Origin of the sequence: Hymenobacter puniceus, from assembly GCF_014333525.1 — a bacterium.
GTDB lineage: Bacteria > Bacteroidota > Bacteroidia > Cytophagales > Hymenobacteraceae > Hymenobacter.
On sequence record NZ_JACSCX010000003.1, the window covers coordinates 106,546 to 129,874 of the forward strand.

Below are 23,329 nucleotides of genomic sequence, written 5' to 3' on the forward strand. Positions count from 1 at the left end.
AACACATCGTTGATGGTAATTTTTTTCTCTCCGGTTTTCTTGCCTTCTATTTTCTGCCTAGCAAGCTAGTTGTTGTAGAACCCAAAAATGTGGTGTTTTTCCCGGGCTGGACTTTCGTACGCATGTATGGAGCAGATACTGTACGGTAGCGCCCGCACAACAACAGCATTGCGGCCCGCGCTGTATACCTCAGCAAAGCAATAGGCCGAGCGGTAGTACCGCACGCGGCCATTTAGGTAGGCCCGATAATATCAGTGAAAGGCTGCCTACCCATGCTCTGATGCCGCCGGCTAGGGGAATGCGCAACGCCTGAAGACCTGGGAAGGGCATTGCCTGCAGACTGAGCCGAATGCAGAACGTGTGGCCCCTACTAACCGAAAGCCCGCGCATCGTCGGATACGCGGGCTTTCGGTTGGCAGAAGCCGTTGTGCTACATATGAAACAGCGGACGGGCCGGGTTCCAGATGCCCCACGGAATCATGAGCAGTACCAGCAGCAATGCAACGGTAAACCAGATAAATGCCTTCTTGTGCTTCAGCACCGGATCGGTGGCTTTCTTGGACAGGGTACGCCCTACCTGCGCCGCTACTACGGCCAGCAGCATACCCACCAGATGTTCTACGGCCCAGAAGCGGCCGGTAGGATCTTTCATGACGGCGCCACCAGCCGTTTCAAAAGCCTTCATGCCGAAAGGGCTCAACCCGAAATACAAAATCAAGCCCAGCAGCAGCTGTAGGTGCATAGAGCCCACAAAAGCGGCACCCATACCGTTGTCGGCTCCTGCAAAAGGCTTGCGGCCCTGCCAGCCTCCGAAAGCACGGAAGATGGCAATCAGCCCGAAAATAAGCACGAGCCAACGGCTCCAGGAGTGCAAAAGCAGTACGATTTGGTACATAGGAAAAGGTCAGTAGGTGAATTGGTGCTGGCAAAGCTACTCACGGATTCAACCGGATGTGCTGGCTCAGGTGGATTTTATGGCTGGTCAGATGTTTAGCCGTGGAGTTAGTGGATCAACGAAAGCGCCCATCAACTGCTATATGCGCCAGCAATACCGCGCGGCCTGCACCAAGTATACAGCAGCAGCGGTACGAAGCCAGTTGATGACAGCCAAGGTACAAGCCGGAGGAGCTTAAAAAAGCTGAGGAGCAGCGTCCTGTTTGTGGCCCTCAAAATGAAAGGTTTTTTCCGGCAGGAACAGTTCGCCTTCCTGACGCATAATGGTGATGTTGTTGATGGCGAGCTTAAGGTTAAAGGTTTGCTGGTTGAGGTATTGCAGCACCGGGCCCAGTAGTTCGGGCGTGGTATCGTGCAGGGCCAGCGAAATGTGCGGCAGCCAGCAGTCGGGCCCACTGAACTTGTCGGTGCGCAAGCAGAGTGGCCGGGTGGCCTGAATAATGCGCTGGTGCAGCCGATTGAGCGCATCGGAGCGTAGCACCGGAATATAAATCACTGGATTGGGACCCGGAAACAGCCCCAGCCCGGTGGTGTGGGCCGGAAACGGCACCGTGTTGCGGGCCACCTCACGCAGTACCTGGTTTAGCGCCGACAGCTTGCGCACGCCGGCCAATTGGTAGGTGAAATGCGGATCAGGCGTGGCCTGCACATCATCAAGCCCAAATTCGGTTTCCAGGCTTTTGATAATGCGGTTGATCCGTTCCGCGTTTTGCGGGTTCAGCACAGATGTTATGGCAAGCATCAGTTGATAACGAGTAGAGCAATGAGCGTGGAATGTGGCCGCCGGCCGGCTTTCTGTTACTCACTTGGCGCCGGATGGTTGCCGGTGCCGGCCGGAAGCAGCAGCGGGCAGGCAAAAATCAGCAATCAGCTGTACTGCCTCGTCCGGACTGGCGTCTTTGTCGTAAGCGCAGAGCTAGGCAGTAAAGAATTGCAGGAGTGTGCTAAACCTAGCCGGCAGTACCCCGGTTTCCTACGCTCCTTAACCACTGAAGCAATCTGCTCCAGCACGTAACCGCTCGTGACGCATCCTGCCACCCACTCTGCTGCCACCCCAACCAGTACGCCCCGCCGAATGCGGGGCTGGTGGTGGCTTGGTGCTACCGCCGCGCTGCTGGTTTTGCTGGCCGTTGCTGCTATCGTGTTTGGGCTTGACTCCTGGCTGCGCCACACCCTGGAAAAGCAGGTGCGCACTGCCAGTAATGGCCGCTATGAGTTGCGCATCGGTGAGCTGGAAACCCACCTGTGGGCCCGCTCGCTCACGGTCCGGCAGGTGCACTTGCGTACTCTGCGCACACCAAACCCTGACACGGCCAAGCTGCCGGAGGTGCGCCTTGCTGTACCGGAAATGCGCGCGTCGGGTATCGGCCTGCTGGCGCTGGCCCGGCGGCAGGTGGTGCCCATTGATAGTGTAGTGCTTGATTCCGTGCAACTGCGGCTGGCCCAGCTGCCAACCAGCGCTGGGCCAAGCCGGCCGCTTCACCAGCAGCTGCCATTGGCGTTGCCCGGGGTTCGTTTAGGGGCGGTAGTTTTGCGCCAGGCGCAAGTGCGCTACGGCACTGTGCAGCATGCTGTGGGGCAGGTCAGCCGCGTTTCGTTGCGGGCATCTGATGTAGCGCTTACGGCAGCCGGTGCCGCCGATACTTTTCGTATAGGGTATGCCCGCAGTATCACGGCGGCGGCGCAGGGGGTGCTGGCGCGGGCACCAGGCCACGTGGTGCGCATAAGGCAACTGTATTTCGCCTCTGCGAGCCGGCAGCTGCAGCTGGATTCGGTGCGCGTGCTGCCCGTGCGTGCCATTAGCGGCCGCCGCACGCCCGCTGCCCGCTTGGCGCTGTGGCTTCCGCGGCTGCGGCTGGTGGGACTGGCCGCTGCAAACCTAGCTCGTGGCCGGTTCCAGGCCGATTCGTTGCTGCTCACCGCGCCCCAGCTGGCCATGACGCTGCCCGCCGTAGCACCTCCGCCTCCGCACCAGCTGCTGGCTCCTTATTTCAAGGCTGTTCATGTGAAGCAGCTACGCCTGACCAACGGACGGTTACGGGTGCTGGGGGCAGAAAGCCGCCCGGAACTGCGTGCTGTTACACTTGTGGGCACTGATGTTCGGCCAGTAGCTGCCACGTACGGTGCTCCGCAGTATTTGTATTATGCCCGGGCCTGGCAGCTGCGCGCCGGGGGCGGGCGCCTGGATGTGGGGGCGCCCTACTACCGTAGCACGTTTGGTGGCCTGCAAGCTGATACACGTACCCGCCAGCTCGTCCTCACCAACGTTGCTATAGCGCCTACGATGTCGGTCCGGGCTATGGCGCGCCGCAAGGGCCACCAGACGGCGCACGTAACGGTGCGGCTAACCCGGATGGCAGCGCAGGGGCTGGACCTGTTTGCGCTGGCACGCCACGGCAGTTTGCTGGCTGCTACTATTGAGCTGGGCCGGGTGCAGGTACTCACGGCCAGCGACGGCCGAATGCCCATCAATCCCAACCACTCCATCGTTACGCCGGAGCGCATCGGTATGCTGCCCATACGGGTAGATGTGCGCCAGCTTCGGCTTCAGCACGCCGACGTGCGAATGAGCTACCGCTCTCCACGCAGCGCTACGCCCGGCGTACTGGCCATCCGGCAACTGCAAGCCACGCTTCGCAACATCAGCAACGACCCACGCCGCATGAGTGCCGCTCAGCCGCTCACCGGCACTGCTGCCGGCTTGGTGCAGGGCCGCAGCTTTGCCCGTGTTAAGCTACGCGCTAACCTGCTCGATAAGCAAGGCAAGCACATATTAGAGGGCTCGTTTGGAGCCGCCCCATTGGCCATACTCAACTCCATGGTGGAGCCTACGCGCGGCCTGCGGTTTCGGAGCGGCAACATCGGTGCCATCCGGTTCCGGATGCAGCTAAACCGCCAGCAGGCGCGAGGAACCATGTGGGCAGCGTACACCGATCTTAAGCTGGACCTACTGAACCGCCAGGGCAAGCGCGACGCGCTACGACGCGTGGGGACCACCTTGGTAAACGGTTTGTTTCTGCGCGACAACAATCCGCGCCGGCCGGGCCAGGGCCTGCACACAGGCCGCATGACTTCTGGGCGGGAGCTGCGATTTTCGGTGTTTTCGCTGTGGCGCCAGGGGTTGGTAAGTGGCCTGCTCAACAGTGCCGGTGTGCCTGCGCCACTAGCCAAGCGGCTTAGTGAAAGCGAGTAAACGTGCGGCGGCCAAAGAAAACTTTCGCGTAAAAATCCCTGACAGGCAAGTAAGCTCAACCGTAATGATTGAACTCTTTCCTAAATTTGTTGCTTGGCAGAAGACAGTACCACGCACTTATTTTTTCGTAAGTACAGGCTGCTGTTTTCTGTCTGCTCCTATTTTTTGCTTTATGACCGACATTTTATTCGACGTAAACCTGCAGCAGATACCCGAAGAATATCTGACGGGCGACTGGTGCGTGGCCGATCGGGTACTCAACCGCAATGCTCCGGACAGTTCTCTGGCACTGGCTACACGGTTTACCCTTCAGCCTGGCACCATGCAGGTGCAGTCGCCGCAGTTGCAGGATTCCGGGCAATGGACCATGGAACGGGACTCGCTGCTGAACCGCCCGTACCTGGAACTGCACCTGCTGCGGGAAGAAACCCGTGCGCTGATTACGCGTCTGCGCCGCTCCACCGATGGCCTGCAAAGCCAACTAAACCTCTACTTTCAGTCGGGCATGGAAATTCAGCTTGCTCGCCCTTGCTAAGCCTTCTGCTGCATGAACCCTGAATCTATTTTCTCTGAAGAACAGCTCCGGCAACAGACCAACGAGCAAATGCGGTTTCTTGCCGATTTTATTCCGCAGCTGGTGTGGTTTACTGACCCCACTGGGTTCCACATCTATTTCAACCAGCGCTGGATTGACTTTACGGGCTACACTCTGGCCGACAGCGTAGGCCCTGATATGTGGAACAACCTGCTGCACCCCGACGACCAGGCCCGTGCCCGCCAAGTGTGGGGTCACTCGCTGGCCACTGGCGACTTCTACGAAATCGAGTACCGCTTCAAGTCCAAGGACGGCAGCTACCGTTGGTTTCTGGGCCAGGCCCGTCCGCAGTTCGACGAGCAGGGCCGCATCAAGCAGTGGTTTGGCACCTGTACCGATATTCAGGACCAGAAGGAAACCGAGTTTGCCCTTCGCAAGCGGGAGCAGGACCTGGAGCGTGCCTACTCCGACCTCGAAGTGAAAGTGACTTTCCGAACCTTAGAGCTGGAGCGCGAAGTGCAGGAACTGCGCCGTCAGGTAGCTTCTGGCCAAGCGCTTTAACACCGCCTAACCGTATAAGAAAGGGGCGAATCCTACCGTAGGATTCGCCCCTTTCTTATATACACAACCAACGGAGGAACGTAAAGCTTAAAAACCAACCTTGCCAATCGTAACTGCCGATGCCGGAAGATTCCGTAGCAATTTTGCCAAAGCTGGCTGAGAGCATGTAGCTGTTGGCACGAGTGCGGCGGGCAACGGTAGTAGGGTGCTAGGGCAGTGTGGCAACCATACATTCGAGCGTAGCCTCCCAGCTCCAGCATCAGCTGGAGCTGGGAGGCTACGTCTTACTTTATCTGTCAGTCGCTACTTGCAGCACTGTGGTGTCCTGAAGCAGCAAGCCAGTGGCTGCGCGCAAATCAATGCCTGTGGTAGTGTGGCGCAAATGAGACTGTGCCAACCTCCCGCAAGGCCGCGGTCATAACCAATCAGGCCAGGGTAGTGTTTGGGCATTACGCCACCTGATGCCGTTTATCATGCCAGTCCCACAAAAGCTCGTTAAAGGCAACCTGCCCACCAAAATCTGCCTCACCTGCGGCCGCCCCTTCGAGTATCGCAAGAAATGGCGCAACAGCTGGGACGAGGTGAAGTATTGCGGCGAGAAGTGCCAGCGCAACAAGCCCAGAGTGCCGCACGCTGCATCGGTATAACACAATAGCCGGTAGCTCCTAATTCTGCTTTATCTTCCCCACAAAAAGCACCCGATGAACCGTAGAATATTCCTGCGCAACAGCTCACTGGCCGGCCTGGCTATTTCCACTTTCACGCTTGATGCCTGTTCCTCGGGGCCTTCCTCGGCGCCCGAATCCGGCGCTGCTGCCGGCGGCGCACCGGATTCAGTGCCGCCATTCGAGCTGCATGAGGCCACCGTGGTGGGGTTGCAGGAGCAGATGAAAAGTGGCCAACGTTCTTCACGGGCTTTGTGCGAGCTGTACCTGAAGCGCATCAAAGCCATCGACAAAGCCGGCCCGCAGCTCAATTCCGTTATTGAGTTGAACCCTGACGCCCTGACCATTGCCGATCAGCTCGATCAGGAACGCAAAAACGGCAAGATGCGCGGCCCGTTGCACGGTATTCCGGTGCTGGTGAAAGACAACATCAACACCGGCGACCAAATGCAGACCACGGCCGGCTCGCTGGCGCTGGCTGGCCACAAAGCCGCTCAGGATGCTTTCATCATCGGCAAGCTGCGTGAGGCCGGGGCCGTGGTGCTGGGCAAAACCAACCTGAGCGAGTGGGCCAACTTCCGCTCGACGCGCAGCACCAGCGGCTGGAGCAGCCGCGGCGGCCAAACCAAAAACCCCTACATACTCGACCGCACACCCAGCGGCTCCAGCTCGGGCTCGGGTGCTGCCGTGGCCGCCAACCTCTGCGCGCTAGCCATCGGCACCGAAACCGACGGTTCCATTGTGTCGCCGGCTTCGTGCTGCGGTGTGGTGGGCATCAAGCCTACGGTGGGACTGCTGAGCCGCACGGGCATCATTCCGATTTCCGCCACCCAGGACACCGCTGGCCCCATGGCGCGCACCGTGCAGGACGCCGCCCTGCTGCTTGGGGCACTGGCTGGCCCCGACGCCGCCGACGCCGTTACGCAGGAAAGCGCCGGCAAAGGGCAGGCCGACTACAGCAGATTCCTGCAGGCCGATGGCTTGAAAGGCAAACGCCTGGGCATAGAAAAGCGTCATCTGGAAGGCGTTTCCGGGGCGGTGCCGCTGTTTCAGCAGGCCGTAGAGCAGCTCAAGGCGCTGGGCGCCACGGTAGTAGAAGTGGAGGTAGACAAGCCCGCCGATGCCTTTGGCGAATCCGAGTACGATGTGCTGCTGTATGAATTCAAGGACGGCGTAAACAAGTACCTAGCCACGGCCAATGCCAAGGTGAAAACCCTGGCCGACGTCATTGCCTTCAACACCCAGAACAAGGCGAAGGCCATGCCGTTTTTCCAGCAGGAAATTCTGGAAGCCTCGCGGAAGCTGGAGGGCCTGAGCAGCCCCAAGTTCCAAGCCGCCCGGCGCAAGTCGCACCTCGGGGCCCGGCAACTGCTCGATGCCACCCTGCGCGACCAGAAGCTCGACGCCATTGTGGGCATCACCACCGGCCCGGCCCGCGTCATCGACCTCATCAACGGCGACGCCGGCGGCGGCCCCGGCTCGTCGTCGCCGGCTGCCATGGCCGGCTACCCGCACATCACCGTGCCCATGGGCACGGTCAACGGCCTGCCTGTGGGGTTGTCGTTTGTGGGGGGCGCCTACCAGGAAGGTCCTCTGCTGACGCTGGCCTACGCCTACGAGCAAGCCACCAAGAAACGCGTGGCGCCACAGTTTCAGGGGCCGTTTGTGGGGTAGCCGGCTGGCGTTGGCAGTACGCACAAAAAAGGGTCCCGCTCGTACTAGAGCGGGACCCTTTTTTTTAGGACCTAAGCAATGACGAATTAGTGCGTGACAACCAAGCGGCCGCTCTGCGTTTTCTGATTGGCCTTCAGCTTGTACACGTAAGTGCCGGCCGGCAGCTTGGCACCCTCAATCACCTGCTCGTGGCGGCCTGCGGCCTGCTGAGCCTGCAGCACGGTTTGCACTTTGCGGCCCATCATGTCGTAGAGCTCCAGGCTTACCGGACCAGCCTCAGCCAGCTGGTAGTTAAGGGTCGCACGCTCAGCAAAGGGGTTGGGCGCTACGTACACCTGCTCGTCGGCCGCGTGAGTTTGGCTGCCAGCAGACAGTGCCGAAGCCGTTGAGCGGGCCGCGGTGGCATCAGCCGGTGCGGTGTTCCATTGCTCGTGGGTACGAGTCACAATCACGGCGAAGTCGGCGCGCTTTACCACCTGGGCAGGCTTAAAAGTGGCATGCAGCGTGGGCTGCAGGTCGTAGGGACCCTGCATGATGGTATAATAGGCGTTGATGATGTTCATGTCGAGGGCCACCTGCACGTAGCCTGCCAAGCCTGCCGGAATCTGGGCGGCGTCGTCAATCGGGATGCGGCGGCCATCTACCTCCACTGTTACGGCGCTGGGAGCCTGCTGGGCTTTGTTTTGCAAGCCCAGGCTCTGCACCAGCGAATACGCCAGGCTGGCCCGCGTAACGGTTTGGTTGGGGCCGAAAGCACCCGCCGCTACCGGCTGCATAACTCCGTTCTGCGCGTAGTTACGGTCGCGCAGCGCTGCTCCCTGTGCCGTGACCGAAGACGCCAGCAGCTGCTCGGCTGCGCTTACGTCGCCGAAGGTTGCGGCGCCGGTAAGGGGCAAGCTCTGGCGGATAGCCTGCCCCATGAGCAGGTAGTCGGCCAGCTGAATGCGAGTCAGGTTCTGTTCGGGCTTGAAGCCGTTTGGCAGGCCATCCATGAGACGTTTGCTGACAGCCAGCTCAATGGACGCCTTGGCCGCATGGTTGGCCGCATCGGCCAGGCCCGTAGAGCCCTGCGACTGGTTGAGCGAAATGGTGCCGTTCACGGTTTCGGGCAGGGCCACACCCTGCAACCCGTCGAGGCGTACGGTCCAAGTGCCGGCTTCGGGGCCTGCCACGGCTACGGCACGGCCGGGGCTGGTGGCAAAGAGCACCGAAATACCCGACGCATAGCGCTTGCCCGTAGGCGAAAGCAACACCAGGTTGACCGGGTTGCCGGTCTCGCCGAGCAGGCCCGACACCTTGCAGCTCACTTCCAGCGAAGACGTGCCGGCGGCCACGCTGAACGTGCGGCTGTTGCTGGCTGTGGTGGTAGGGTTGAAATTGATGGTGAATGGCGAAGTGCTGGCGGCCGTGTTCACGTTGCTGAAAAAGTTGCGCGTGGCATTCACCGTTGGGCCGTAGCCGGCCTCACGGAACGCCCGGTCTACGGCAGCGTAGGCGTTGGCCATGCCGCGGCCCACTTCCCACGATTCGCGGTTGGGCAGGTTGGTGGTGGTTTGCTCAAGAATGGCCTTTACCTGGTAGGGCGTCAGGCTGGGGTTGGCGTCCAGCATCAGGGCCACGATGCCGGCCACGTGCGGTGCCGCCATTGAGGTGCCCGTAAGGGTGGTGTAGTAAGGCAGATGTGCCGGCGCAATGGTTTCCGCGTCTTGCTGGGTGCTGAGCAGGCCTATCGGTGAAACGGCGCGCGCCGACACGATGTCGGTGCCGGGAGCCGTCACGGTGGGCTCGTCGCGCCAGGTCAGCGTCCGGCCATCGGCCGTGACGGTGCCACTCACGCCTTTGCGGCCCCTAGAAGACGATGGCGCCAGCACCCCGGCCTTGTCGGAGTTGGCCACGCAGATAATCCAGGGTGCCTTTTTGTAGTTGCCGGTGATGGTGCCCGAGCCAGCGCCCGAGTTACCGGCCGAGAATACCACCACCATGTTGCGGTCGACGCAGCGCTTGGTAGCCAGGGTAATCGGGTCGGCGGGGTTTACGTCGGTGCCGGTATCGGAAGTGGTGCCAAACGAATTGGAAATAACCCGGATGTTGTACTGAAACTGGTGCACCAAGGCGTAATCAAAGGCACCCACTACATCCAGAATAAACAAGCCGGCGCCCGTACCATAGCCAATCAGGTCGGCGCCCGGCGCAACGCCGGTATATTTGCCGTTGGAGGCTGCTCCTGTGGCGCCCACAATGCCGGCTACGTGCGTGCCGTGGCCGCCAGTCTGGTCGGTGTTGGGCACGTTCTCCACGTACGTGATGGGCAGCATGGAATCCTGGGCGTTCAGGTTGGTGGTGCCCAGCACGTTCTGCTTGAGGTTCTGGCCCAGCTTCATGTCGGGGTGGGTGCCATCGATGCCGCTGTCGTTAACCAGCACGCCAATGCCTTTGCCCGACACAGGCAACCCGCCGTTGCGCTGCGTAAACACCGTTTCGGTGCGGGCACGCCGGGCGCCGGTCAGGGCCGTAGCAACGTCATCGTCGCGCTGCAACGACCGGTTCAGATAAACGGAAAGCACGTTGGGGCTGGCCGCAAGCTGATCAATCTGCTCCGTGGTAGCCAGCACACCCGCTATAGGCAGTGCGTGCATCGTTCGGCCGTGGGTGATACCCAGCGTTTGCAACACTTGCAGATCGGCTGCTGAGGGCGCGCCGTTGCCTTTAAACGTTACCACCACCTGGTGCAGCGTAGTGGTGTTCGACAAGGCGGATGCCAGATTCGGATCGACAAATGCTTGCGAAAAAGCGGCTGCTGAGCTTCCAAAGAAGCAGAGCATGCCAAGTAAAGTTTTTTTCATACAGCAGAGTAGGGTTGAAGACCAATGCGCACAGACGTACGCAGCCCGCTGTTTTTTCGGTTTTCTTATAATTGTTAATCTTATAATGTTGCAATCTTAGTATTAATTGAAAAAGCTGATGATAATGCATTAATTAAGCTGATTTAATAAAAAAATAGCAAATCGTGTTTTGAATGCCCTCTTATGTGAACTAAATTTTATCTTAAAGTAACTGCCTGGCTTTCATGAGGCAATCGGCCTGGCCGGACAGGTTTTTGAAACGTGCTAACTCAGCTGTACCGTGGGCCAGGGTGCTTCATAGGAACGCCAGGCTGCAGGCAAGGGGCTACTGCCAGCCTGAAAGCCAAGCATGGGCAAAAAGCGCGCAAGTTTCTAGGGTACAGCCCTCAGTTGCAAGTCTCAATGGGAAATAGTAAACACAAGCGTCTGAGCCTCATCCTGGGCTACCAGCCACCGTGCTGGCAGGACTACGGCACGTACTGCTCATCTGCCTTCACTACTACACCCTGGCGGGTTTCAATGATGAATGGCGAGAGAGTCAGGGTTTTAGGAACATTGGCTTGCAGCTTGGCTGCTGTAGCCGGGTAACGCTCCAGTCCGTTCTCACCGCTGCGCCACAGCGTGAACGTGGCCTGTGGGTCGAGGCGCAGGGTGCGCAGCCGCGGGTTGTCGTTGATGATGTAATAGTCGTTGAAGATTGAGTACACCGTGTCGCCATTCACAATGTCCACAGCTGCGTCGCCTTTGCGGCGGGCGGCCGCCACGGCCGCCTCTCCACTCAGAAACTGCACGTAATCGACGTCTACGTAGTATTGCCCGCCCTGCTGGTAGAAGCGACGGATATAGCCGTGGTTGCGGCCTGTTGCGCCCGCAGCTTCGGTGGTAGACTGCTCGCTCTTGATATCATCCGGAATGGTTTCGGCCATACCCCGGCCCGACGACTCGCGGTCAGTGGAGGTGCAAGCGGCCAGGAGCAGAAGCGAGGTAAGCAGGAGCAGTTTCATGCCGCAAGGTACGCGGTGGAGCCGTGGCAGTTTTCGGGCTACCAAGCCGCTACCCAACTGCGCGGTGAGTTCTCCACGCCCGGCCTGATGCCAGTAGCCACACTGCCGGAAGTGTAAATGGAGTGCGCGGATGTGTTTGAGGTGGATTTAAAATGGTTTAAAGAGAATTTATATTTATCAGATGCCGCTTAGTAAGGCATATGTGAACCAGATTCCAGCTTGTACCACAAAAACTGATTCAAAGTATCCTTAAAGCTAATCCGATCATGACTTTTAATTCTACCCTTTCCAGGATACATCAACCGGGATATATAAGTTATTTGGTACTCACGGCGAGTTCCATTGAGCTGGGATATTTCAGTAGATAGAGAAATGTCTGGTGGGGCTTCTGATCCTAGATGAAGAAGGTGAGTATAAAAATCAAAATTGCCGTTCCGTTTGTACAAACCAATGCAATCCAAGTATTGGCGCGGCTGGTTTACCATGGCTTGGACCAAAAATGCGGTAACGCTGTCATTGATATAGTAAGTAGCTTCGCGAGTCTGCTGAAGACTGTCAGCCGGCGTTTTTATTTTGGTGAGCATAACGTTTTTGACTGCCGTGAGCACCGATGTCGGCACCGGATCTGTACCTGTCAGTAGTGGCTGTGCTAACGTATCAACATATTTATTTGGAATATATGAATCAATGCCGGTTGGAAGTTGAAGGGCAGTTCTCTGATAGCGTATAGGGTGTGAATCACAGGCGGTCAACACGAGTAATGCGAAATTGGCCAATCGTCTCATAAAGTGATGTGAAGCTCGGCAGAATTATTGGTTGCCAAGCGGCGAAAGTAAAACAATAGCTGGTCAGTGGTTCTCATTATCCTCTGCCCCCAAACCCGTACCTTTGCGGCTTCAAGCCCCGCAAAGTAGGATGATTTCCATTACAGACCTCGACTTCCATTTCGGCTCCCGTACGCTCTACGACAAAGCCAGCCTGCACATCAAACCCAAGGATAAGATTGGCCTGATCGGGCTCAACGGCCGCGGCAAATCCACGCTGCTGCGCATCTTGGTGGGCGAATACAAGCCCGACGGCGGCTCCATTTCGATGAGTAAGGACGTGAGCCTGGGCTTCCTGAACCAGGATCTGCTGAGCTACGACTCGCACGAATCGATTCTGGTGGTGGCCATGCAGGCGTTTTCGGAGGCGCTGGAACTGCAGAAGAAAATAGATGCCATTCTGGTGGAGTTTGAAACCAACTACACCGACGACCTGGTAGAAAAGCTGGCCGACCTGCAGGAGCGGTTTGAGGCGCTGGGCGGCTATACCATGCAGGCCCGCACCGAGGAGATTCTGGAAGGCCTGGGCTTTACTACGGAGGAGCTGCAGCGCCCGCTGAAGCTATTTTCGGGCGGCTGGCGCATGCGCGTGATGCTGGCCAAAATCCTGCTTCAGCAGCCTTCTTTGCTGCTGCTCGACGAGCCCACCAACCACCTGGACTTGCCCTCTATCAAGTGGATTGAGAACTACCTGGCTGGCTACGAAGGCGCCGTTATCATTGTGAGCCACGACCGGGAATTTCTGGACCGCACCACCAACACCACTGTGGAGGTGACGGGTGGCAAGCTGGTACCGTACGCCGGCAACTACTCCTACTACCTCGAAGAAAAGGAGGAGCGCAACGCCATTCAGAAAGGTGCTTTTGAAAACCAGCAGGCCCAGATCAAGCAGGCCGAGCGGTTTATTGAGCGGTTCAAGGCCAAAGCCAGCAAAGCCAAGCAGGCCCAGAGCCGCGTGAAGGCGCTCGACAAGCTGGAGCGCATCGAGGATGTAGCCGGCGACGATGCCAAGGTGAACATCAAGTTCAACTTCACCGTGACCCCCGGCCGCCACATCCTGCGTATGGAGCACGTAGGCAAGAAATACGGCGAGAAAATCATCTTCCGCGACACGCACGTGCACATCGAGCGGGGCGACAAAATTGCTTTGATTGGTGCCAACGGCAAAGGCAAATCCACGCTGATGCGTCTGGTGGCGGGCCAGGAGGCGCCCACCAACGGCAACCACCAGCTGGGCCATAATGTCATCATGTCGTTCTACGCCCAGCACCAGCTGGAAAGCCTGCGCATCGAGAATGAGATTCTGCAGGAGATGATTGAAGCCGGCTCGCGGCGCTCGGAAATGGAGCTGCGCTCGGTACTAGGCTCGTTCCTGTTCACGGGCGAGGAGGTCTACAAGAAAATCAAGGTGCTGAGTGGTGGCGAGAAAAGCCGCGTGGCGCTGGCCAAAACCCTGATTTCGGAAGCCAACTTCCTGTTGCTCGACGAACCGACCAACCACCTGGACATGCAGTCGGTGAACATCCTGATTCAGGCGCTCGACCAATACCAGGGAACCTATATCGTTATCAGCCACGACCGGTTCTTTGTGGAGAATGTGGCCAACAAGATCTGGTACATCGAAGACTACCAGCTAAAGGAATACCCCGGCACCTACGCCGAGTACGAGCACTGGCAGGACGACCGGGAGAAGGCCGCCAAGAAAGCCGGTCTGCCGTCGCCTTCGGCTGCTAAGCCGCTGCCGAAAGAGGAAAAGAAGGTGGAAGCCGCACCGGCCAAAACTCCTTCGCCCGATCAGAAGAAGGCGCTAAAGGAGCTGGCCGAGGTGGAAAAGAAAATCGACGAGCGGGAAAAGGAGTTAGCTGTTTACGAAAAGCAGCTTGCCGACCCACAGATTTACCAAAACGCTGCCCAGCTAAAAGATGCCACTCTCAAATTTGAGCAGGTGAAAAAGGAGCTGGCTCAACTAAATGACCGTTGGGAGATGCTAGCGGAGATGTAGCCATTGGTTTTTGCTTATAGAAAAAGCCTCGCCGGAAACATATAGCTTCCGGCGAGGCTTTTTCTATGAGCTTTGGTAGGCTTAACTGAATGGAGAGGAAACTAATAGAATATCATTCCTTAGCCAGCTTAAAATGGCGTTCTTCTTGGCAACAGAAGCAACTGACGTTCCTACAGCCTAATACACCACTTCCTGCGTGTCGTTCAGGGACTTGATAAAGGCAATAATGGCTTGCTGCTCGGCCGCGCTCAGGTTCAGCTTGTCGTCAGCCAGGGTTTGGTTTGGTACAATGAAGCCCAGGCCAGCGCCACCGCCCTTGTTGTAGAAATCGAGCACCTGCTCCAGCGTCTGGTAGACGCCGTTGTGCATGTAGGGCGGCGTGAGGGCCGCATTGCGCACGGTGGACGTTTTGAACGCGTGTTTCTGGTGCGCCACGCCGTAGAGCAGAAACTTGCCTGGGTCGGCATCCAGCCGCGGGTGCAGCGTGTCGGTGGTGGCGGGTACACCCAGAATTTCGCTTTCACTTTTGTCGTAGAGGGGCGGTACGCTGCCGCTGAACAACGGCATATAGTGGCAGGTGCCGCACTGCGCTTTGCCCATAAACAGATTGAACCCCAGTACTTCCTGCGTGTTGAGAGCGGCCGTGTCGCCGCGCATATAGTGGTCGAAGCGGCTGTTGAGGCGCACCAGCGAGCGGACGTAGGCAGCCACCGCCCGCCGGATGTTGCGCTCTGAAACGGGTTGCTTTTCGGTGGCAAACGCTTGCGCGAATAGCGGCGGGTAACGGCCTTTTTTGCGGAGCAGCGCCGGCGCCTCACTGAGCTGGCCACCCATTTCGGCTTTGTTCGTCACAACGGCGTGTACCTGGTCTTCGAGGTAATGCACACGGCTGTCGTAGAACTGGTCGGGCTGGAGGGCAGCATTGAGCAGGGTGGGGGTGTTGCGCTCCAGGCCGGCGTTGGCCAGCAATGAGCTGTTCACGCGCAAACCGTCGGTGTAGGCGCGGCCGGGCACGTGGCAGCTGGCGCAGGAGCGGCCCGCCTTTCCCGATAGCAGCGGCTCCCGAAATAGTGCCTCACCGAGGGCCAGCACGGCGGGCGTAGGCGCGGCCGCATCAGCCGGCGCGAAGAAAGCAGGATCAAAGGTATCAGCCCCGAAAAAGCCGTCGGCATCGGGCCGCACGGCGCGGCGCGCCCTGACGAACGGAATGGCGCGCTGCACCTGGGCCCGGCGCAGTGCTGCCAGCGTGGGGTTGAAGTGGCGCACAAAAAAGCGGGCCCTGTCGAAGGTGATGAAGTTGTGGTTGGGGGCGCTAACAGCCGCTGCGCTGCGCTGCAGTAGCTTGGTTAGCTCATCCGGCACGGCAAACAACGCCAGTACTTCGCGGCTGGCATTTAGTGTGGCGGCCGCTTCCGGCAGCGAGGCATGAGCAGCCGGAGAATCGAAGCCGGAGAGGCCCTTGGCTGCCAGCCGGTACAGGTTCAGGCGCACAGCATCGAATAGCTCGGCATCAGTGAAGGCTAGAAACGGGGCCTGCTGCTCTAGCTGGCGCACTTGGTAAAGCAGGTTATCGATTTCCTGATGAATCAGGTCCCGGTTAGCGCGGGTATCGGGAGCGGCATATACGTATTCTTCCAGCACCTGAAATCCGGTAGGCGGAATGACTTCGCCTGGCTCGCCTGGCTCCGTTTCGGGCAGGGCTGCGCCGTTGATGCGCGAGGCGGCGTGCGGGTAGTAGTATTCGATGGCAAACTCCAGGTATTTGTATTCCGTCCGGCAGGCGGCAAACTGGCTGCGCAGCGTGGTGGTATCGGCTTGGTAGGCTACTTGCTGGAAGCGCGCCAAAGTGGTGTGCAGCTCACGCAGGTGGGTTTCGTAGTAGTCCTTTGCTTGCTCAGCGGGCGTTTTGCGCAGCACGGCAAACGAAAACAGCACCATTGATAAGCCTAGCAGCAACGGCCGGCCTATCATCAGCAAACGATTCGGGAGCATAGCCATTAGAAATAAAATTGAGCCTGTGGCAGCGCACTGGTGGCCTGGCGGCGGGCGGCGGGCGTAAAGGCGTTCTGCTTCACAATAACGGTTTTGAGTTGCTTCAGCCGGCGCAATGAGCGGGGCAGCGCCGTAAGCTGGTTGTCGTTGACAATCAGCATTTCCAGCTTGCGGAGCTTGCCCAAGCTGCGGGGCAGGGCCTTCAGCTGATTGCCGGACAAGATGAGCACCTTCAGGTTCTGGCATGCTCCAATGCTGGCCGGCAGCTGCTCAAGCTGGTTGTTGGACACGTTCAGTTCTTCCAGCTGCGTGAGGTTGCCGAGGCGGGCTGGGAGCTGCTGCAGCTTGTTGTCGTTGAGGTACACGTAGCGCAGCTTGCGCAAAGCACTCAGGGAAGCGGGTAGAAAAAGCAGCTGGTTGTGCGAGCCGTCAAGGTACTCCAGCTGCGCCAGCTGCGCCAGCTCCTCCGGCAGCGACGTGAAGTTGTTGTAGGCACTCAGCAGGTAGCGCAAACTATCAAGCCCCCCAATACTGGGCGGCAGCTCAGTCAGCAGGTTTTGCTCGAGCTGCAACTGCCGCAGCCGGTGCAGGTTGCCGAGGGCGGGCGGCAAGTCCAGCAACCCATTCTTGTTGAGAAACAGCACCCGCAGGCTATCCAGCTCAGTAAGGGCGTCGGGCAGGTGGCGCAGGTGGTTTTCGTGCGCAAACAGCTGCCGCAGCCCCCGCAGCTGCCCGATGCTGGGGGGCAGCAGCTCCAGGTTCTGGCCCCGCAGGTTCAGCTCCGTGACGTTGGTCGGGTGCTGCAGGGCCTCAGTGAGGGAAAAGGTGGCAGCGGCTGGGCGCTGCGCCAAACACATATTGCCCTGCAGCAGCTGCAGGGCAATATGGAAGGCTAGAAAAAGAAGAAGGCGGCTTCTCACTGCTTGATGAAAGCGCGGGTGGTAGTGGTGGTAGCCGTTTTGATAACCAGCTGATAGTGGCCGCTCTGCAGCTTGCTAACCGATACTTTCAGGTTGTTCAAGCCTTGGCTCAGCACCACGCTCTGCTCCAGCATCCGGGCGCCCAGTGTGTTGAACACCGTGAGCGTGGCCGTTTCTTTCTGGCCGTGCGTCAGTGCCAGCGCCAGTTCGGTACCCGCTACGGGGTTGGGGTACACGTCGGCGCGGGTTAGCTCGGGTTTGCCGGTGGCCGCACTCAGGGCCGTGCCCAGCACGCCTTTGCGGGCAATAACCAGGGCCGTGGATTTATTGAACACCACCGGCTGCCCGGCAGCATCCACGGTAGCCAGGGTGTTGGCGTCGGGGCTTTGCATGGAAATAAACAGGAACCGCTCGTCGGGCGAGAAGGTCATGCCGGTGGGCTCGCAGCCGGCCGGCGTTACGGCGAATACCTCCACGGCCGGAGCAGCTTGCGTGTGGCAGGGCTTGATCAGCCATACGTGGTTGCGGCCCCCATCCTGCAGCACGTACAGGTTGCCCAGCGAATCGAAGGTCAGGTTGTCGTTGCCGGTGCGCCACAGCTCCGAGATGCTGCCCGAGCCGTAGTTGATGGTGTAGGCCTGCGCGGTATTCGTGGGCGTGTTGCCGGCAAAGATTTCAAAGTTGCTGAACGTGGTGCCCGTTGCGCCCGTGTCGGTGAAGCGGTAGATGGTGCCGGGGCCTTTGGCCGTAAAGTACACCTGGCCAGTGAGCGGGCTGATTTCAATGTCTTCTACCCCATTGAAGCTGGTAGCGCCCAGGGCGCGGGCCGCGGCCGTGGTATTGTTGCACTCGGCCGGAGTGCTGTTGGGCACCGGAATCCAGGTGCCGGTAGTGGCCGTGCCGATGGCGCCATCGAGCTGCAGGGCGTAGAGCGTGCCGTTGCCGAGCTGGCCGGCGGTGGTGGCTACATACTTGTACACGAAGCTGTTGCTTGAGCCATCATCGGCACCCTCGTACACAGTGCGCCGGTCGGCCGCCACCACAATATTCTCGTGCTTGAGGCGGCCCATGCGCCAGAGCTTATCGGGCGTGCCGTCGTTGTTCTGGTCTTTCACGGTGTGCGTGGCCGGGTCAATTTCCACGTTCCAGCCCGAGTCCATGTAGCCGTCGTTGTTGGTGTCGGTGGGGGTGGTAGGGCCGGTGTTTTCCTCGCACGTCACCACCGTATTCCAGGGCGTAACCGTGCCCGAGCAGTTGTTGATGGTCCCGACCACCGGGGCGAAGTTCACGGGGTGCTTGGCCGTTACGTTCCACAGCTTGGTGGTGGCGTTGAAGTTCAGGCTGAGCATGCTCACGCCCGACGTGGTGCCTGATCCTTCGTGGTTGATGGACAGGTAGCCGGCATTGCCGCCGTTGCTGGGTACGTAGCCCGTAAAGTCAAAGGCCTCCAGCATGTTGCCGTCGGCGGCATTGGTATAGGGCGTGCCGCCCTGCACCAGCATCTGGAACGTGTGGGTGGCGGGCAGGCGCAGATCCTGAGGCTGGGTGGTGGGCTCCACCGACGTAAACCGGCTGATGTGGTCAGTGGGCAGGGTAGGGCAGGGCGCCTGAGCCGAGGCCTGACCAGCGGCGCTTACCAGGGCGGCAAGCAAAAGCGTAGAAGTGTGTTTCATGACCGACGAGTGAGGGGTTGAAGTACGGCGCAAGTTCAAAATGCACTATTTCGTCTGGTTTACGTCTACGCTACGACTGCGTAAACTTCCTGTGAAGACAATGTTACCAGTCCGCCAGCTGCTGCCTGTTGTGGGTGGCTGCTACCAGGGCTGCTCCCGTAAGCTGAAAGTTCGCGCTACATTCGTTGCTATGCTCCACCGTCTCGTTCCTGCTTTCCTGCTGCTTTTCACCACGGCCTGCGTGCCGCTCGGTACGCCCATCACCGACCCCAACGCCGCCCGCCGGCCCGCTACGCCGGGCCAGACTAAGGCGCCCGAGTACTACGCCGATAAAACCCTGCGCTACCAGGACTACACCTACGACCCCAACGTGCGCAGCGTGCAGTGCTACGTGTTGTCGGGCAGCGTCAATGAAATCTTCACGCCGCCAGTGGTGCCCATCAGCCAGGAACAGCCCATTGCGCTGGAGTTTGACCTGCTCGGCGACCAGAGCCAGCGCCTCACGGCCAAGCTCGTGCACTGCGACCTAGACTGGAAACCGTCCATCCTCACGGATATTCAGTTTCTGAACGAGATAAACGAGATTCTCATCACCAACTACCGCACCTCCGTCAACACCAAAGTGCCCTACTACCACTACCGGCTTCAGGTGCCGCGCGTGAAGCTGAGCGGCAACTACCTGCTGGTGGTGCAAAGCCCGGGGGGTACGCCGCTGGTCAGCCGCCGCCTCTTGGTGTACGACAACAGCGTGCAGATTTCCATGAAGCAGGGCATTCCGGTGGCGGGGCAGGAGCGCTACACGCTGCAGCAGATTGATTTCGGCATCCGCTACAATATGCAGCTTGTGAACCCCGCCCAGGAAGTGAAAGTGGTGCTGCGCCAGAACTACCGCTGGGACAACGCCAAGTATAACCTGCGTCCTACTTTCGTGCGCGACATCGACCGGCAGCTCGACTACCAGTATTTCAACTTCGAAAATGCCTTCCCGGCCCTAAGCGAATTTCGCTTTTTCGATCTGCGCACGTTCCGCTCGTTGGGCATTGGCGTGGCCCAGCTGGATGCCGAAGCCTCGCCCCGGCAGGCACTGCTCCAGCTCGATGATACCCGCAACGGCCGCGCCTACACCCAACTCGACGACATCAACGGCCAGCGCGTGATTGAAAGCCGCGAGTACGGCAACGGCGCCACCAACGCCGACTACCTCGACGTGACGTTTCAGTTGAAAGCCGAGCAGCCTGCCGCCAGCTCCGTGTATGTGCTGGGCGCCCTCACCGACTGGCAGCTCAAAGACGAGTTCCGGATGACCTACGATGCCGCCACCCAGCGCTACACCGGCCACGCGCTGCTCAAGCAGGGCTACTACAACTACGTGTATGCCACCGCCACGCCCCAGGGGCCCAACAGTGTGGTGTGGGAAGGCAGCCACCAGGAAACCGAAAACCAGTACGACCTGCTGGTGTATTACCGCCCGCCGGGCACCCGCGCCGACCTGCTCATCGGCTACCAAAGCCTCGACGTCAACCGCCGCCGGCCGTAAGGCAAGGCAGGCCGAAGTCAGTCGGAATGGGGGTAGCTGCGTAAACCTGCAGTTCCTGAACCATTGTGCTCTGCCGAGCCAGCCGTTGCATGTCGCACTACAACCTGATTCTGGTGATACTAGGCGTGGCCATCCTGGCCGTAGCCTGGCTGCCTTCCTTGCTCAAGAAATTCCCTCTTTCCTACCCCATTCTGTTTGTGGGGCTGGGTGCCCTGGTGTTCTGGCTGCCGCTGGGCTTGCCCAACCCCGACCCGGTGGCTAACTCCGGTTTTGCCGTGCACCTCACCGAAATCTGCGTGACGGTGGCCCTGACTGGCACTGGCCTCAAGATTGACCGCAAATTTTCGTTGCTGCGCTGGCGCGTGCCCCTGCAGCTAGTGTTGGTACTCATGACTATCACCATCGGGGTGTTTGCGGTGGTGGCCTGGAAGCTGGGCGGGATGCTGCCGGCATCGGCGGTGCTGCTGGCGGCCACGCTGGCCCCCACCGACCCTGTGCTGGCCGGCGACGTGCAGGTGGGCAAACCGGGCGAAGGCCGCGAAGACACTGTGCGCTTTTCCCTGACCGGTGAAGCGGGCCTGAATGACGGCTTGGCTTTTCCGTTTGTGTATTTGGCCATTCTGCTGCTGCCGGTGGCCGTTGCGCCCTTTTCCGAGCGTTTGCTGCACTGGGCCTGGATGGATGTCGGCTACCGTACGGTGGTGGGCGTGGGGGCCGGCTGGCTGGCTGGCCGGGCGCTGTCGTTTCTGATTTTCGACCTGCCGCACCACATTCGCATCAATCCGGAGGCGTATGGGTTTGTGGCGCTGGCCGTTACGCTCACCGCCTATGGGGTTACGGAGCTATTGCACGGCTACGGCTTTCTGGCGGTGTTTGTGGCAGCCGTAACCTTGCGTAGCCACGAGCGCAGCCACGAGTACCACACCGAGATGCACGAATTCACCGACCAGGTAGAGCGCCTGCTGATTGTTGTGATTCTGATTCTGTTCGGCGGCGCCATTGTCCGCGGCCTGCTGGCGCCCCTCACCTGGACGGGCGCGGCGCTGGGGCTTTTCCTGCTCTTGATAGTGCGGCCGATGGGCGGTATCCTTACGCTGGGCCGCACCCGTGTGTCGTGGCCGGAGCGGCTGGTGATTTCGTTTTTCGGCATCCGCGGTATCGGCTCATTTTTCTACCTGGCGTATGCCACCGACGGCCATTTTTTTGCGGATGCGCGGGAACTGTGGGCTACTACGGGCTTCACTGTGCTGGCGTCTATTGTGCTGCATGGCGTGCTGGCAACACCCGTAATGGACTGGCTGGACCGCCGCCACGGCCGCCCTACTGCCGTGGAGCTGGAGGAGCAGCAGCAGGCCAAAGCCGCCGGGTCGGGCCACTAAGTCGGCACGGAATTGGACTATAGGCTGAGGTAGCGCGTAACCTTTCTACAGAGTAGGTTCGTTGCAGGCATATATCCTCCCACAACCTTCTCCTCCCACGATCTCGCCCCTTCCGCTATGAACACCACCCTCTCGCACATTCTGTACGCCGGCACTGCCCTGGCGCTGCTGCCCATGGCCGGTTCCGGCTCAGCAACCACTGCTGCCACCACTGCCGTGGCCCTGCCTGTGCAGGGTGCCCAGCCCGACCCCGGCGTAGTAGCACAGTTCGGCCTGCTCAACGACACCAAGCTTCAAAGCTACATCGACCAGAAAGGCATGCAGATGGGCCGGATTTCCGACCGCCCGGCTGATGTCAAAGGCTTTACCATTGTCGATTCGCCCATTATCAACGCCTTTGCCACGCCCGATGGCCACGTGTACTTCACGCGCGGCATCATGGCCCATTTCAACAACGAGGCGCAGTTCAGCGGGGTACTCGGCCACGAAATCGGGCACATCACGGCCCGCCACGGCCAGAAGCAGCAAACCCGCTCTACCATTGCCAACGGCGCCCTGATTCTGGGTTCCATCCTGTCCAAGCGGGTTGCCTCTATTGCCCAGCCAGCCTCGCAGGTGGTGGGCCTCGGGCTGCTGAAATACGGCCGCGACGACGAAAACGAGTCGGATAAGCTGGGCGTGAAGTACTCCAGCAAAATCGGCTACGACCCGGCCTCCATGGCTGACTTCTTCCTGACACTTTCGCGCACCGAGCAAAGCAGCGGCGCCGCCACCATTCCTACCTTCCTGTCGTCGCACCCCAACTCCGCCGACCGCTACACCAACGTGAAAAAGCTGGCTGCACAGGCCGAGCAGCAAGCTGGCCGCCAGCTGGCCGTCAACCGCGACCAGTACCTGCGCATGATTGAGGGCCTTCCCTACGGCGACAATCCGCGCGAAGGCTACGTGGAAAACAGCGTGTTCTACCACCCCGACCTGAAGTTCCAGTTCCCGATTCCGCAGGGCTGGAAGTCGCAGAACTCGCCCAGCCAGTTCCAGATGGCCGAGCCCAATGGCAAGGCCGTGATTATCCTGCTGCCTGCCGGCAACAAGGGCCTCGATGAAACAGCGCAGGCCCTGGCCCAGCAGCTCAAGCTCCAGAATGCCCAGGCTCAGAAAACGACCGTTAATGGCTTTCCGGCTATGGTCATCCAGGGCGACCAGGTAGGGCAGGACCAGCAAACCGGCCAGCAGGGCATCACGGCCAGTTCCCTCACCTACCTGATTCAGGACGGCCAGACGATTTATGCCATGGTGGGCCTCTGCGGCCCCGGCACCCTCGGCACCTACGGCGACGACTTCCAGCGCACCGCCCAGGGTTTCCGCCGCCTCACCGATGCCAGCAAAATCAACCGCCAGCCTGAGCGTATCCGCATCAAAGCCGCCAAAGCCGGCCAGACGCTGGCCTCAGCCCTTGCCGCCAACGGTGTTTCCAGCAAGCGCTACGAGGAAATGGCCATTCTCAACGGCATGAAAACCACCGATAAAATGACGGCTGGGATGCTGTTTAAAGTGGTGGGGAAGTAAGGGATTA

At 59.6% G+C, this 23,329-nt stretch carries 17 protein-coding genes; 9 read left to right on the top strand and 8 right to left on the bottom strand.

What is annotated here, in order from left to right:
* Positions 1–430 precede the first annotated feature (430 nt).
* Together H8B14_RS09210 and H8B14_RS09215 are read right to left on the bottom strand one after the other, a co-directional pair.
* Positions 431–895: a hypothetical protein gene (locus tag H8B14_RS09210; RefSeq protein WP_187315345.1), complete on the bottom strand. Its 465-nt coding sequence runs from the start codon at positions 893–895 to the stop codon at positions 431–433.
* Positions 896–1,129: 234 nt separating this feature from the next.
* Positions 1,130–1,696 (bottom strand): 2'-5' RNA ligase family protein, encoded by a 567-nt coding sequence (locus tag H8B14_RS09215; protein WP_187315346.1) that lies wholly within the window; start codon positions 1,694–1,696, stop codon positions 1,130–1,132.
* A gap of 279 nt (positions 1,697–1,975) precedes the next feature.
* Between H8B14_RS09215 and H8B14_RS21305 the strand changes: the two genes are divergently transcribed.
* From H8B14_RS21305 to H8B14_RS09240, 5 genes are all read left to right on the top strand, one after another.
* Entirely contained in the window at positions 1,976–4,147 is a 2,172-nt protein-coding gene (locus tag H8B14_RS21305; protein ID WP_187315347.1) for a DUF748 domain-containing protein, read from the top strand.
* Between the two features lie 172 nt (positions 4,148–4,319).
* Positions 4,320–4,682, top strand: coding sequence for a hypothetical protein (locus H8B14_RS09225; protein ID WP_187315348.1), 363 nt, complete (start codon positions 4,320–4,322; stop codon positions 4,680–4,682).
* 12 nt (positions 4,683–4,694) lie between these two features.
* On the top strand, positions 4,695–5,243 hold the full coding sequence (locus tag H8B14_RS09230; protein WP_187315349.1) for a PAS domain-containing protein: 549 nt from the start codon (positions 4,695–4,697) through the stop codon (positions 5,241–5,243).
* 473 nt (positions 5,244–5,716) lie between these two features.
* A complete protein-coding gene (locus H8B14_RS09235) occupies positions 5,717–5,890 on the top strand; it encodes a DUF2256 domain-containing protein (RefSeq protein ID WP_222840579.1) in 174 nt (57 codons plus the stop codon).
* Between the two features lie 54 nt (positions 5,891–5,944).
* Entirely contained in the window at positions 5,945–7,582 is a 1,638-nt protein-coding gene (locus H8B14_RS09240) for an amidase (RefSeq protein ID WP_187315351.1), read from the top strand.
* An 86-nt stretch (positions 7,583–7,668) separates the two neighbouring features.
* On the opposite strand, the gene H8B14_RS09245 is transcribed toward H8B14_RS09240, so the two are convergent.
* The 3 genes from H8B14_RS09245 to H8B14_RS09255 all read right to left on the bottom strand — a co-directional run bounded on the left by H8B14_RS09245 (position 7,669) and on the right by H8B14_RS09255 (position 12,214).
* Positions 7,669–10,332 (bottom strand): S8 family peptidase, encoded by a 2,664-nt coding sequence (locus tag H8B14_RS09245; RefSeq protein ID WP_261989956.1) that lies wholly within the window; start codon positions 10,330–10,332, stop codon positions 7,669–7,671.
* Between the two features lie 560 nt (positions 10,333–10,892).
* On the bottom strand, positions 10,893–11,429 hold the full coding sequence (locus H8B14_RS09250; RefSeq protein WP_187315353.1) for a hypothetical protein: 537 nt from the start codon (positions 11,427–11,429) through the stop codon (positions 10,893–10,895).
* A 188-nt stretch (positions 11,430–11,617) separates the two neighbouring features.
* The gene (locus H8B14_RS09255; protein ID WP_187315354.1) at positions 11,618–12,214 is read right to left on the bottom strand and encodes a hypothetical protein; all 597 of its coding nucleotides are present in this window, start codon (positions 12,212–12,214) and stop codon (positions 11,618–11,620) included.
* A 130-nt stretch (positions 12,215–12,344) separates the two neighbouring features.
* Here H8B14_RS09255 and H8B14_RS09260 point away from each other — a divergent pair, with 130 nt between their 5' ends.
* Positions 12,345–14,255 (top strand): ABC-F family ATP-binding cassette domain-containing protein, encoded by a 1,911-nt coding sequence (locus tag H8B14_RS09260; protein WP_187315355.1) that lies wholly within the window; start codon positions 12,345–12,347, stop codon positions 14,253–14,255.
* A gap of 177 nt (positions 14,256–14,432) precedes the next feature.
* Here H8B14_RS09260 and H8B14_RS09265 read toward each other — a convergent pair whose 3' ends face one another.
* From H8B14_RS09265 to H8B14_RS09275, 3 genes are read right to left on the bottom strand one after another with little or no spacing between them, the layout of a single operon-like run.
* Positions 14,433–16,247: a cytochrome c peroxidase gene (locus H8B14_RS09265; protein ID WP_187315356.1), complete on the bottom strand. Its 1,815-nt coding sequence runs from the start codon at positions 16,245–16,247 to the stop codon at positions 14,433–14,435.
* 5 nt (positions 16,248–16,252) lie between these two features.
* Positions 16,253–17,167 carry a leucine-rich repeat domain-containing protein gene (locus H8B14_RS09270; protein WP_187315357.1) on the bottom strand — a complete coding sequence of 305 codons (915 nt, stop codon included), beginning with the start codon at positions 17,165–17,167 and terminating at the stop codon, positions 16,253–16,255.
* Positions 17,164–18,840: an alkaline phosphatase PhoX gene (locus tag H8B14_RS09275; protein ID WP_187315358.1), complete on the bottom strand. Its 1,677-nt coding sequence runs from the start codon at positions 18,838–18,840 to the stop codon at positions 17,164–17,166. The genes H8B14_RS09270 and H8B14_RS09275 overlap by 4 nt, the downstream gene beginning before the upstream one ends.
* Before the next feature lie 190 nt (positions 18,841–19,030).
* On the opposite strand from H8B14_RS09275, the gene H8B14_RS09280 reads away from it, so the two are divergent.
* From H8B14_RS09280 to H8B14_RS09290, 3 genes are all read left to right on the top strand, one after another.
* Complete coding sequence (locus H8B14_RS09280) at positions 19,031–20,377, top strand: type IX secretion system plug protein (protein WP_187315359.1); 1,347 nt, start codon at positions 19,031–19,033, stop codon at positions 20,375–20,377.
* An 89-nt stretch (positions 20,378–20,466) separates the two neighbouring features.
* Positions 20,467–21,756, top strand: coding sequence for a cation:proton antiporter (locus tag H8B14_RS09285; RefSeq protein ID WP_187315360.1), 1,290 nt, complete (start codon positions 20,467–20,469; stop codon positions 21,754–21,756).
* Positions 21,757–21,873: 117 nt separating this feature from the next.
* Complete coding sequence (locus tag H8B14_RS09290) at positions 21,874–23,322, top strand: M48 family metalloprotease (protein WP_261989957.1); 1,449 nt, start codon at positions 21,874–21,876, stop codon at positions 23,320–23,322.
* Positions 23,323–23,329 lie beyond the last annotated feature (7 nt).

Coding starts and splice junctions, on each gene's coding strand:
- H8B14_RS09210 (WP_187315345.1), bottom strand. CDS start 895: ATGTACCAAATCGTACTGCTTTTGCACTCCTGGAGCCGTTGGCTCGTG.
- H8B14_RS09215 (WP_187315346.1), bottom strand. CDS start 1,696: ATGCTTGCCATAACATCTGTGCTGAACCCGCAAAACGCGGAACGGATC.
- H8B14_RS09225 (WP_187315348.1), top strand. CDS start 4,320: ATGACCGACATTTTATTCGACGTAAACCTGCAGCAGATACCCGAAGAA.
- H8B14_RS09230 (WP_187315349.1), top strand. CDS start 4,695: ATGAACCCTGAATCTATTTTCTCTGAAGAACAGCTCCGGCAACAGACC.
- H8B14_RS09235 (WP_222840579.1), top strand. CDS start 5,717: ATGCCAGTCCCACAAAAGCTCGTTAAAGGCAACCTGCCCACCAAAATC.
- H8B14_RS09240 (WP_187315351.1), top strand. CDS start 5,945: ATGAACCGTAGAATATTCCTGCGCAACAGCTCACTGGCCGGCCTGGCT.
- H8B14_RS09250 (WP_187315353.1), bottom strand. CDS start 11,429: ATGAAACTGCTCCTGCTTACCTCGCTTCTGCTCCTGGCCGCTTGCACC.
- H8B14_RS09255 (WP_187315354.1), bottom strand. CDS start 12,214: ATGAGACGATTGGCCAATTTCGCATTACTCGTGTTGACCGCCTGTGAT.
- H8B14_RS09260 (WP_187315355.1), top strand. CDS start 12,345: ATGATTTCCATTACAGACCTCGACTTCCATTTCGGCTCCCGTACGCTC.
- H8B14_RS09265 (WP_187315356.1), bottom strand. CDS start 16,247: ATGCTCCCGAATCGTTTGCTGATGATAGGCCGGCCGTTGCTGCTAGGC.
- H8B14_RS09275 (WP_187315358.1), bottom strand. CDS start 18,840: ATGAAACACACTTCTACGCTTTTGCTTGCCGCCCTGGTAAGCGCCGCT.
- H8B14_RS09280 (WP_187315359.1), top strand. CDS start 19,031: ATGCTCCACCGTCTCGTTCCTGCTTTCCTGCTGCTTTTCACCACGGCC.
- H8B14_RS09285 (WP_187315360.1), top strand. CDS start 20,467: ATGTCGCACTACAACCTGATTCTGGTGATACTAGGCGTGGCCATCCTG.
- H8B14_RS09290 (WP_261989957.1), top strand. CDS start 21,874: ATGAACACCACCCTCTCGCACATTCTGTACGCCGGCACTGCCCTGGCG.